The organism is Bradyrhizobium sp. WYCCWR 13022 (assembly GCF_030435535.1).
In the GTDB taxonomy this organism is placed as follows: Bacteria; Pseudomonadota; Alphaproteobacteria; order Rhizobiales; family Xanthobacteraceae; genus Bradyrhizobium.
The window spans coordinates 96873-108211 of the sequence record NZ_JAUIZJ010000003.1; the positions used below are offsets into that span (position 1 = coordinate 96873).

General features: G+C 65.4%; 10 protein-coding genes. 2 read left to right on the forward strand and 8 right to left on the reverse strand.

Annotated features, from left to right (window positions below; genetic code table 11):
* The first annotated feature begins 123 nt into the window (after window positions 1-123).
* Window positions 124-1551, forward strand: coding sequence for a sulfatase (locus QY049_RS09235; protein WP_258763899.1), 1428 nt, complete (start codon window positions 124-126; stop codon window positions 1549-1551).
* Window positions 1552-1621: 70 nt separating this feature from the next.
* Here QY049_RS09235 and QY049_RS09240 read toward each other — a convergent pair whose 3' ends face one another.
* On the reverse strand, window positions 1622-2713 hold the full coding sequence (locus QY049_RS09240; protein WP_258763898.1) for an enolase C-terminal domain-like protein: 1092 nt from the start codon (window positions 2711-2713) through the stop codon (window positions 1622-1624).
* Between the two features lie 188 nt (window positions 2714-2901).
* Here QY049_RS09240 and QY049_RS09245 point away from each other — a divergent pair, with 188 nt between their 5' ends.
* On the forward strand, window positions 2902-4464 hold the full coding sequence (locus QY049_RS09245; protein WP_258763897.1) for an adenylate/guanylate cyclase domain-containing protein: 1563 nt from the start codon (window positions 2902-2904) through the stop codon (window positions 4462-4464).
* 171 nt (window positions 4465-4635) lie between these two features.
* On the opposite strand, the gene QY049_RS09250 is transcribed toward QY049_RS09245, so the two are convergent.
* The 7 genes from QY049_RS09250 to QY049_RS09280 form a co-directional block, all read right to left on the reverse strand.
* A complete protein-coding gene (locus QY049_RS09250) occupies window positions 4636-5871 on the reverse strand; it encodes an ABC transporter substrate-binding protein (protein ID WP_258763896.1) in 1236 nt (411 codons plus the stop codon).
* 265 nt (window positions 5872-6136) lie between these two features.
* The gene (locus tag QY049_RS09255) at window positions 6137-7069 is read right to left on the reverse strand and encodes an alpha/beta hydrolase (protein WP_309493995.1); all 933 of its coding nucleotides are present in this window, start codon (window positions 7067-7069) and stop codon (window positions 6137-6139) included.
* 135 nt (window positions 7070-7204) lie between these two features.
* Window positions 7205-7702 (reverse strand): hypothetical protein, encoded by a 498-nt coding sequence (locus QY049_RS09260; RefSeq protein ID WP_258763894.1) that lies wholly within the window; start codon window positions 7700-7702, stop codon window positions 7205-7207.
* A gap of 218 nt (window positions 7703-7920) precedes the next feature.
* Complete coding sequence (locus QY049_RS09265) at window positions 7921-8496, reverse strand: DoxX family protein (protein WP_301269282.1); 576 nt, start codon at window positions 8494-8496, stop codon at window positions 7921-7923.
* A gap of 80 nt (window positions 8497-8576) precedes the next feature.
* Window positions 8577-9212 (reverse strand): NrsF family protein, encoded by a 636-nt coding sequence (locus QY049_RS09270; RefSeq protein ID WP_194477951.1) that lies wholly within the window; start codon window positions 9210-9212, stop codon window positions 8577-8579.
* A gap of 34 nt (window positions 9213-9246) precedes the next feature.
* The gene (locus QY049_RS09275; RefSeq protein WP_258763892.1) at window positions 9247-10644 is read right to left on the reverse strand and encodes an ATP-binding protein; all 1398 of its coding nucleotides are present in this window, start codon (window positions 10642-10644) and stop codon (window positions 9247-9249) included.
* Entirely contained in the window at window positions 10644-11306 is a 663-nt protein-coding gene (locus tag QY049_RS09280; protein ID WP_194477950.1) for a response regulator transcription factor, read from the reverse strand. The genes QY049_RS09275 and QY049_RS09280 overlap by 1 nt, the downstream gene beginning before the upstream one ends.
* Window positions 11307-11339: the final 33 nt, after the last annotated feature.

Here is an 11339-nt window from a genome sequence, read left to right on the forward strand (position 1 = left end):
CGGCGAAGAGGCATGCAGAATTAGGCTTCTGAAGTCAGATAATCAAATCCGGGCTGGTTTGACAAGAATTATTATGTCAGACATATTTTCTATTGACTCAACGCCGCGCAGGACAAAGCCATCGTGACAAAGCCCCACATCATCCTGGTCATGACCGACCAGCAGCGTTTCGACACGATCGCGGCGACGGGCCATCCGTACATGAAGACGCCGAATCTCGATCGCCTGGTGCGCGAGGGCGTCTATTTCGACAATTGCTTCATCAACGCGCCGAGCTGCGTGCCCTCGCGCGCCGCGCTGTTCTCCGGCCTCTATCCGCACGCCTCGGGCGTGCTGAAGAACGGGCAGCACTGGCAGAAGACCTGGGTCAGCAAGCTCGGCGAGGCCGGCTATCACTGCGTCAATGTCGGCAAGATGCACACCATCCCCTATGACGCGAAGGCCGGTTTCCACGAGCGCTTCGTGGTCGAGAACAAGGATCGCTTCTTCGAGGGGCGCTGGTTCGCCGACGAACTCGACAAGGCCTTTGCCGCGCACAAGCTGACCAAGCCGTCACGCGCCGGCTACCGCAGCCTGCCCGACTATGGCGACCGCATGGGCGCCTTCACCTGGGAGATGCCGAAGTCGCTGCACCCGGACATTTTCGTCGCGGAGACCGCGATGTGGTGGCTCCAGACGCGGCCCAAGCCCGAGGCGCTGTTCATGCAGATCGGCCTGCCCGGGCCGCATCCGCCGTACGATCCGCTGCCGGAATATCTGGAGCACTATCTCGCCCGCAACGACCTGCCCGTGCCGCGGCCGACCGAGGCCGAGATCGAGGGCCTGCCGGCGTACCTGAAAGAGAAGCGCCGTCACGACACCGAGGTCGACCACGACGCTGTCTCATGGAAGCTTGCGCCCACGCATGAAGAGATGCGCCGCCTGCGCGCGCATTACTATGCCAACGTCACCATGATCGACGAGCAGATCGGCCGCCTGATCACCATGCTCGAGGACAAGGGCTACCTGGACAATTGCGTCGTCGTCTTCATGTCCGACCATGGCGACAATCTCGGCGAGCACGGCCTCAGCCAGAAATGGTCGATGTACGAGCCAGTGACGCGCATCCCGCTGCTGTTCTGGTCGCCCAGCCTGTTCGCCGGCGGCCGCCGCATCCGTGAGAAGTGCCAGCTGTTCGACCTTGCGCCCACCATTCTGGATCTTGCCGGCGCCGAGCATCCCAAACCGTTCCAGGCCCGCAGCCTGCTGCCGGCGTTGAAGGGCGAGGAATGGGCCGGCCGCGATTTCGTGTTCAGCGAGCAAGCCGGCGACGTCGCGATGACCGGCGCAAGGCTGATCACCATGGTGCGCGATGTCAGGTGGAAGGTCGTGTTCATCCACGGCGCCGAGGACGGTCAGCTGTTCGACCTCGAGACCGACCCGCTCGAGCAGCACAATCTCTGGGGAGTGCCCGAGCACGCCGGCGAGATCAGCCGCCTCAAGGACGCCTTCATCGACTGGCGGCAGAACAGCCTGCTCGAGACGATGGACCTGAACGCCGCGGCGCGGTGAGGGCGCTCACCGCGAGAGGCCGTCATGCCGGGACAAGCCCGGCCACGACGATGTGGAGATTTCAGCGTATCTACCCCACCAGATACTTCCTCACCGCCGCCTCGTCCCATTCAATCCCGTTGCCCGGCTCCTCGCCCGGCAGCGCAAACCCGTCCTTGATCTGCAAACGCGTCGCCAGCACCGCGTTCGCCCAGTCGACATATTCCAGCCAGTGCGCTGTCGGCGTCACGCAGAGCAGATGCGCGCTGACTTCCGAGAACAGGTGCGTCGACATCTCGATGCCGGCGGCATGCGCGAGCGCGGCGGCGCGGAGCCAGCCGGTGACGCCGCCGATGCGCTGCACGTCGGGCATCACGTAGTCGCAGGCTTCGGCGGAGAGGGCGGCCTGCATCGAAAACGCGCTGTCGAAATTCTCGCCGATCTGGACCGGCGTGCGCAACGCATCCGCGATGCGGGCGCAGCCCGCATAGTCGTCGTGGCGGATCGGCTCCTCGATCCAGCTCAAGCCCTCGTCGTCGAGCATCTCGCCGCGGCGGATCGCTTCCGTCACCGTCAGCGCCTGATTGTAGTCGCACATCAGCGTCACCTCGTCCCCGACGGCCTTCCTCACCGCGCGGACCACGGCGAGATCCTCCCGCGCATCGGGCCGGCCCACGCGGATCTTTGCGGCGTGAAAGCCCTCGGCCAGCAGCTTGTGGGCTTCCTCCACCGCGGCACCCGCGGGCATGATGCCGAGCCCCTTCGAATTGTAGGCCTTCACCGGTTTCGGCGCGCCGCCGAGCAGGCGCGCCAGCGGCAGGCCGCGTATGCGCGCCAGCGCGTCCCATGCCGCCATGTCGATGCCGGACTGCGCCAGCCGTTGCAGGCCGGCCAGCCCGAGCAGCGTGAAACGCTGGGTCAGCTTGCGCTCGATCTCGAACGGCAGCAGCTCGTCGCCTTTGAGCAGCTCTGACATTTCCGTGACCATCGCGGTCAGCGGCATCAAGGCCGACGGCGTGATCGAGAACAGATAGGCGTGCCCCACCGCGCCCTGGTCGGTCTCGCAGTCGATCAGCACCAGCGGCGCCTTCGCCACCGCCCCGGTCGAGGTCTTCAGCGGCAAATTCATCGGCACGATCACGGGGCGCGCGTTGAAGCTGACGATGCGGATGTTCTCGGTCATGGGCCCTCCCGGCGGAGTGAATGCAGGTTGATGCCGATCTTAGACATTCGACATGAAACGAAAAGCCCGGTGCCGCGACCACCATAAAATGGGGTTGCGCGGGCGCGGGTTTATGGGCTCTGTGCAGACCGCATGCTGGCCGCAAATCCCCGGATTTGCGCCAAAAACGCACACAACGGAGCCATCAAGTGAAACAAGAGATCGCCGAAGAGCAGCGCAAGAGCGGCATCCTGATCGGCGCCGTGATCGCCTTCCTCCTGCTCGCCCTGCCGCTCGCGGTCTGGCTGGACCTGACCGAGCTCAGCAAGAACGCGCTCCGCCGGCAGGCGATCGATCTCAACTCCGTCATATCGAGCGTGCGCAGCTATTATGCGTCCAACGTGGTCGGGCGCGTTCTCGCCAACCCCAACGGCACCACCAAGGTCGTGCACAACTACGAATCCGTCCCCGGCGCGATCCCGATCCCGGCGACGCTGTCGCTGGAACTCGGCCGGGTCATCGGCGCGCAGCAGGAGAACATCACCTACCGCTTCGTCTCCGACTTCCCGTTCCAGAACCGCGCCCCGCACCAGCTCGACAAGTTCGAGAAGGATGCGCTGGCCGCGCTGCGCGCCGATCCCGAACGGAAGATCGTCGACACCGAGACCTCGCTGTTCTCCGACAAGGTCCGCCTGGTCGCGCCCGTCACGATGGGGCCGGCCTGCGTGAGCTGCCACAACAGCCATCCCGAGAGCCCGAAGAAGGACTGGAAGGTCGGCGACGTCCGCGGCATCCAGGAGGTGATCATCGCCCAGCCGATCGCCGCCAACATCTTCTCGTTCAAGTTCCTGCTGGCCTATTTCCTGATCGCCGCCGGCAGTGGCCTGTCGTTCCTCTCGCTCCAGCGCCGGCAGGCGCGCCGCATCAAGGGCATGAACAAGGAGCTCGAATCCGCCAACGACTTCCTGGCCTCGCTCTCGATGAAGATCTCGCGCTACATCCCGCCGCAGGTCTACAAGAGCATCTTCTCCGGCCAGAAGGACGTCACCATCCACACCGAGCGCAAGAAGCTCACGATCTTCTTCTCCGACATCCAGAATTTCACGGCGACCACCGAGCGGCTCCAGCCCGAACTGCTGACCCAGCTCCTCAACGAATATTTCACCGAGATGTCGGCGATCGCGCACGAGCACGGCGGCACGGTCGACAAGTTCATCGGCGATGCCATGCTGATCTTCTTCGGCGACCCCGAGTCCAGGGGCGACCGCGCCGATGCGCAAGCCTGCCTCCAGATGGCCTGGCGCATGCAGCAGCGTCTCACCGAGCTCAATGCGAAGTGGCGGGCCTCCGGCATCGAGCAGCCGTTCCGCTCGCGCATGGGCATCAATTCCGGCTATTGCAATGTCGGCAATTTCGGCAGCAGCGACCGCATGGACTACACCATCATCGGGGCCGAAGCGAACCTCGCAGCGCGCCTGCAATCGATCGCCGAGCCCGGCGGCATCGTGCTGAGCTACGAAACGTTTGCGCTGGTCAGCGACATCGTCCGCGCCCACGCGCTGCCCGCGATCACGATGAAGGGCATCAGCCGCGAGGTGATTCCTTATTCGGTCGATGCGCTGAGCGATGCGGCTGCGGAGAGAAGCGGCGTCATCACCGAGCGCGCGCCGGGGCTCGAGCTCTATCTCGATCCGGCGGTCGTGAAGTCCGGCGATGCGGCACGCGTGCGCTCGCTGCTGGAGAACGCGCTGGCGTCGCTGAAGCCGGCGTGAGATCTTTCTGATCGAGAGAGTAGGAGGGAACGCACCTTTGTTGTGGCGCGAGCTCGCTCCAGTGAGTGCGATGAAGCACAACGTAGCGACGCACTCCGCCGCGCGCCCTCCCCCCTTGTGGGGGAGGGCGGGGGAGAGGGGTAGCTCAGCAAAAGGTGGACATGACAGGGCTCACCTTGCCGCCCCTTCCGTGAACGCCGTCTCGATCACCGCCCCGAACGGCTGCCAGGATCGTCCGTCGAACTGCACCAGCCGCATCTGCTTGATCGGCAGATAGCTGCCCGGTGAGGTGTTCATCCTGATGTTGGGCAGCGCGACGGAGGGGTGAAAGTCCCTGAGCGAGGCCGCCTGGCGCATGATGTTGTCGCGCGAGAGGTCGTCGCCGCATTGTTTAAGCACCTGCGTCAGCGTTTCGGCCGCGGCGTAGCCGTAGAGCGCCGCGCTGTTGTTGGTGCTTTCGACCTTGTGGTACCGGTCCATGAAGGCGAACCAGTCCTTCATGGCCGGATCGTCCTTCCAGGCGGGATCGCTCGGGTCCTTCAGGAACGCCGCCGAGACCACGCCGGCCGAATTCTCCAGCCCCGCAGGCGCCATCGCATTTGCGATCGTGGCGGAGGCATCGTTGACGATGAAGACGGGGTGCCAATTCAGCGACGCCGCCAGCTGGATCACCTTGGCCGCGGTCGAGGGCACGCCGAGAAAGACGAAGATGTCGGCGCCGGCGCGCTTGAGGATCGAGACGTGTCCTTCGAGATGCTCGTCCGAAATGTCGAAGGCGACGTCGACGAGGACCTGGCGGTTCATATCGCCGAGACCTTCCTGGATGCCCTTGTAGAGCATGCGGCCGAACTGGTCGTTCTGCCACAGCACCACGATCTTCTTCCGGGGATAATAGGCCTGGATGTAGTTGGCGTAGATGCGTCCCTCCGAGCGGAACGGCGGCTGCCAGCCCATGGTCCAGGGAAACGCCTTGGGCTGGCTCAGCTCCTCGTCGCCGGAGGCGACGAACAGCTGCGGAATCTTCTTCTGGTTCAGATACCAGCGCGTGGCGATATTGCCCGGCGTGCCGAACGAGCCGAACATCAGATGCACGTCGTCCTTCTCGACGAGATCGCGGGTCAGGTCCAGCGCAGCGGCGGGATCGGAATTGTCGTCGCGGGTGATGAAGCGGATCTTGCGGCCGTTGATTCCGCCGCGATCGTTGACCATGTCGAAATAGGCGGCCTCCGCCTTGCCGATCGCACCGAATTCCGACAGCGGCCCCGAATAGGGCACGATGTTGCCGATGCGGATTTCCTTGTCCGAACCGGGATCGGAGTCGGGCTGGTCCGAACGCTGCTGCGACATCGCCCCGAGCGAGGCGAGCGCAGCGATCGAAACGAACAGCAGTCTGCTGCTGACGCGCATGCTCGACGCCTTGATGTTGTTGGCCCCCGGAAAGGACGGCTCGATCTGCACCAAGGCGAGTTGATCTACGTCAAGCGTTTGGCAATCCTGTGGCCGGGTGACGTGCCGGACGAAACGGCAGGCCTACTGACGCGCCGCGACAAGTCGTCATGCCCGGGCCTGTCTCGGGCACCCCCGTTCTTGCGCCGCGGGTGAGCCGTGGATGCCGGGAGAAGTGTTTGGCCCGGAGAGATCACTGACGGCGCTGGCGGGTGAGGAACGCCCCTTACGGCAACCCCCGCGCCTCGAGCTGATGCACCAGCAGCAGCGTCGGCTCCGCGAGACTGTCGCCGGAGCCGTCGAGCCCGAACGCCGCCGCGATGCCGTCGCGGCTGCGCAGCAGCGTGGTGCGCGGGCAGTGGCCCGCGCCGCAGAGCGTCTTCTTCAGGGTCTCGCCCTGTGCAACGAGGTTCGCCGGATCGTTCGCGGCCCAGGCCAGCACGATCGGCGCGTCGACATTGAGGATGCCGGGAAATACCGAGCGCTTGTCATATTGAGCGGTATCCGTGCCGAAATACGCCTTCTCGCTGTCGCTGGCGTCCTTGCCGGCGCGGTAGATGCCCGAGACCAGCACCACCGCGGCGACATCGGCGCGGTCGGCCTGGAGTTCGGGATGCGCCAGCAGGCTTGCGACATGGAAGGCGCCGGCGCCATAGCCGACTGCGACGATCTCGCGGGCGTCGCCGTTGAACAGGTCGATATTGCCGTGGATCCAGGACAGCGCCGCCGCGACGTCGGTCGACCCCATCGGCCAGGTCGCCGATGGCGCGAGGCGGTAGTTCGCGCGCACCCCGATCATGCCGTTGCGCGCGGCAAAGCACATCGCCTCGTCCTGGATGTCGCGCGACAGGTCCGGCGCCCCGCGGTCGCCGGTGAACGTGTCGCCCGCCACGAACAGCAGCACCGGCCGCGGCGTGTCAGCCTTGTTGGTCTCGCTGGTGGCGACGTCGAGCACGTTGGCCTCGCTGTCGCCATAGCGCAGGCCGCGCGAGAAGGTGACCTGCTCGCACAGCCGCGCGACGCCGCCGGCGGTGGTGTCGCTATCGGTGAGGCCTGTCAGGACGAGATCGGACGGGGCGGTCGGCCGCACCGGCAGCAGGCCATGGGCGGAGGCCGTCGTCGCGGTCAGGAGAAGCAAAAATGCGAGACAGTTCTTCATCATGAGGGTGCCGGCCTTGCGCGCTCATATTGGTGCGCCTGATGGGCCTGTCTTTTCAATTCGCCTTATGACGTGATGTTTTTGGTCCATGATGCGGCGATTTCACGGCGGCTCGAACCTGCCCCTCGCGCTGGTTCAATTCCCCGGCTGAAACGTGCAGTCCGCCCCGCTCCCGTCCTTCTGCCTGATGGCGTTGGGATCGATCGTGCAGCTCAGCTTGCTCAGGCTCTCGAAATTCGATCCCGCCGCGCCATCGGCCGGAACGCCCGATAGCGCCTCGGTCGCGAAGATCTCGTTGGCCGTGGAGCCGTTCACCGTCTTGACCTTCTTGCCGAAGGTCACCTCGCAGTTGCGGACGGTGATGTCGACATTGCTGGTGCGGCAGACGATCTTGTCTGCGGTCACCACGATCGGCTTCTTGTAGGGAATGTCGGCATTGGCGGCGAACAGCATCGCCACCGCCTTCTTCTCGGCGCCCGACAGGATCGGCGACAGCGGCGCGATCACGCCCGCCAGCGCCAGCGCCGTGGAGCCCGAGATTTTCGCGGGCGTGGCGGCGGAGGCACCAGCGACATGAGTGGCGCCGGCGACGAGCAGGGCGCCGGCGAGGCAGGCCGACATCGCGAGTTTCATGGGCGTCTCTCCTCGGAGGCCACGGCTTCGCCGCCGCGCAGGCGCGCCGAGCCTATGACAGATTTCCCGTTTGGGGGAGGGCTATCGTCACAGTCTGGGGAGAGTGAGCGTAGCGGAGTTGCTTGATGTGCACTCGTAAGGGCCGGGCGGACGTCCGTTTCGGCGAGCGCAGCGGATCGGCTGTGCCGACAGGTCGGGTCGGTGAGATGGGTCTGAAGTCAGTCGGTGATGTCATCTCGGGGAGTCTTCGTAAGATTGTCCTTTGCGCCGACATCGCTGTCTTCCTGGCTGTCTCTGCCAGCACGTCGCGTACGCCAACTGTCGAGTGACAATGGTCCCGCGCCGCTGATTGCAAGACTGATCAGGCCGGCAAGATAGAGCAGGATGTGCTCGTACCCGACCGGGCCGAACTTCACTCCGTCCGGAGAAATGCCTGCTAGCTTGACGGAGAAAAAGCCGTAAGGAAGATGAACCGTGAAGAGCGCGGTCAGCAACACGACCGACAACGGCAGGCTCGCCGCTGCGACAAACGCGCCGCACAGAACGCAGAGGCCGCCAATCAGCTCGGTTGCCGTGGTTGCCCAGGCAAAGAACAGCGGGAGAGGCACGTTGACGGCGTGTAGAAACGCCGCGAAGCTCTCGGGGCCGCGGCTCAGCTTCGCCCAGCCATGGACGATGAATCCATAACCCACGATGAGACGAAGCGGCCATGCGCTCCAGCCCGAAAGAGTGCCGGACAGTTTCGTCCAGCCCGTGACGGAGAAGGCGGGGCGATCCGATGACAATGCACTCATGAGGTCCATCCTGATCCTTGAATTCGAGTGCGCTGCGATCGCCGTACAGGCTTAAGTGGATCTTAAGGGCAGATCCTCCGTCACCAGGCGAGGAACCGGCGCCCGCCGAGATAGCCGCCCGCCACGACGATCGACGCCGCGAGCGGATACCAGGTGATCACGAACAGCGGACTGTCGTCGAAGCAGTTGAGCGCATAGAACGTTGCGGCGATCGCGCTCGCCGCGAGGCCGGCCACCGCGCCGGCGGATCCCGGATCGCGCGGGGCTCCGTCCCGCAGCAGGATGAGGAAGCACGTCAGTGGAGCCAGAGCCAGAAGCGGAATCAGGGTGATGCAGTTGACCGAGTTCGAACCGATCAGGCGGACCATCCACAGCGAGCGGGGCACCAGATCGAGCTCGAAAGCCGCCGCCGCAAGCAACAGGCAGAGCGGCACCCCGAGAATCTCGAGCCGGCATTGGCGCCACATCGCGGGCGCGGCCAACCGGTAGACCAGCGTCGTAGCTGGCACGGCCAGTGAGAGCGTGACCACGAATTTGAACAGAAACCGCCAGGTCTCGGCAGCGGCCGCAATGTCCGGCCTGGGTCCGATCGCTGCAAGGAAGATCAACGCGTCGACGGCGACGCCTGAGGCGGTGGCGTAGACGAAGGAGCGAAGGAAGGAGCGCCGCGGCGCGGTGTCGGCCGCCATTGCGTTGATGAGTTGCTCCGTCTTCATCGCCTGACGCTCCTGCGATGTGCGAGCTCCAGTCTCACGATGTCTTTGTCGCAAAACGAAGGACCGCGGCGGATCGCGGAGCCCGGGCGGGCGTCTTGTCCGAAGGCAACGGCCAGACGATCTCGGCGCGCAGTCCGCTGCGGTCACCGCGGTTGACGAGGTTGAGCCGGGCGCCGTTGGCGCGCAGCGCGAGCTCGACGATTGACAGCCCCAGCCCACTGCCGCTGGGGCGCTTGAGCCGGCCGCGGAAGAAGCGGCGTGTGACCAGTTGCAATTCGTCCGGCGGGATGCCGGGGCCTTCGTCCTCGACGGCGATCACGATGGCGTCGGCGTTGCTGTCGACGCGCCAGCGCACGAGGCCGGAGTCGGAGGTGTGTTCAACCGCGTTCTCGTGCAGATTGCGTAGCGCGAGCACGAGCAACGCGGCGTTCGCCGTCACCGTCGTCCTGCTCAACGCCGGTTCGATCTCCACGCGGATGCGATCATGGCCCGGGACGGCGTCGACGATCTCGTCGATGGCGGCGCCGAGATTGACGGCGGCGTCTGGTAGCGCGTCGTGGGAGGCGTCGAGATTCGCCATCGCCAGCAATTGCCGGACGAGGCGCGTGGTGCGGTCGACCGCGACCAGGATCTGCCGCAGCGCCCGCTCGCGCGCCGCCGGGTCTCTCGCGCCGATCGCGACTTGCGTCTGGGTCCGCAGGCCTGCCAGCGGCGTGCGCAGTTCGTGGGCGGCAAACGCCGTGATCTCCCGCTCATGCCGTCGTGCGCTCTCGACCTTCTCGAAAAGCGCGTTGATGGCGGCCGTCATCGGCAGGATCTCTGCCGAGGCCTGGTCCCCCTGCACCGGGCTCATGTCATCCGCGTTGCGGGTCTGAAGCTCGCGCGCAAGCGCGCGGAGCGGACGCAAGCCGCTGGTGAGGCTGGACCAGATCAGGAAACCGAGCAGTGGAACGATCAGCAGCGTCGGAGTGAGCAGCCCCTTGACGATGCCTGCGACCAGATGCTCGCGAATGCCGAGGCGGTCGCCGACCAGCACGCGGATGCCCTTGTCGGCATCCTCGACGGTGAAAACGCGCCAGCTCTCGCCGTCGATGTCGCGTTCGGAGAAGCCGCCTTCGGTATCGCTGAGCCGCGAGCGCGGCGCCCCGCTCGACCGCGCGACCAGGCGGCCGTCGAGCGACCAAATCTGGCAGGAAAGCTGGCGCTCGTAGATCGGTATTCCGGGAAGCGCATCGTGGCTTGCCTCAGGGGTCGCGACGCCCTTGGTCGGAACGAGCGAAGCCACCATGCGCGCGGCTTCCTGGAGCCGGGCGTCGAGCACGCCTTCAACCTCGTGTTTCGTGCCGACATAGATCCAGCCGATGGCGAACAGCCAGATCACGCCTGTAGCCGCGACCAGGATCAGAAAGAGTCTCGTTCGCAGCGACATCATTATGCGCTCACCCGGATGCGATAGCCGATGCCGCGCACGGTCTCGATCGCCTGCCGTCCGAGCTTGGCGCGCAGCTTGTGGATGTGGACCTCGACCGCATTGCTCTCGATCTCCTCTTGCCAGCCGTAGAGGCGAGCCTCCAGCGCGTCCTTGGAGCGCAGCACGCCTGGCCGCTCCATCAGCGCCTGCAGTACGGCGAACTCGCGCCGCGACAGGCTGACCTTCTCGCCGTGCGCGGTCGCCGACATGGTGGCGGGATCGAGCACGATGCCGTTGCAGGACAACAGCGGCGAGGCCCGCCCATTTTGACGCCGACCGATGGCGCGCAGCCGCGCGCCCAGCTCATCCAGGTCGAACGGCTTGCCGAGATAGTCGTCTGCGCCCGCGTCGAGGCCCTTGACGCGATCGGCGATTTCGTCGAGCGCGGTCAACAGAAGCACCGGCGTGCGGTCGCCGGCCGCCCGCATGTCGGCGAGCAGATCGAGCCCAGACCCGTCCGGGAGCATCAGGTCGAGAACGAGAGCATCGAACTCGCTGCTTGCCAGCGCCGCGCGTCCGTCCGCGCAGCTCTCCACCACGTCGAGCGTAGCGCCGAACATGCCGAGCCCGACCCGCAAACCGTCGGACAGGACAGGATCGTCTTCGACGACGAGAATGCGCATGGCTTTGCCTCTGACTTCGAGCCCGTCGCCCTG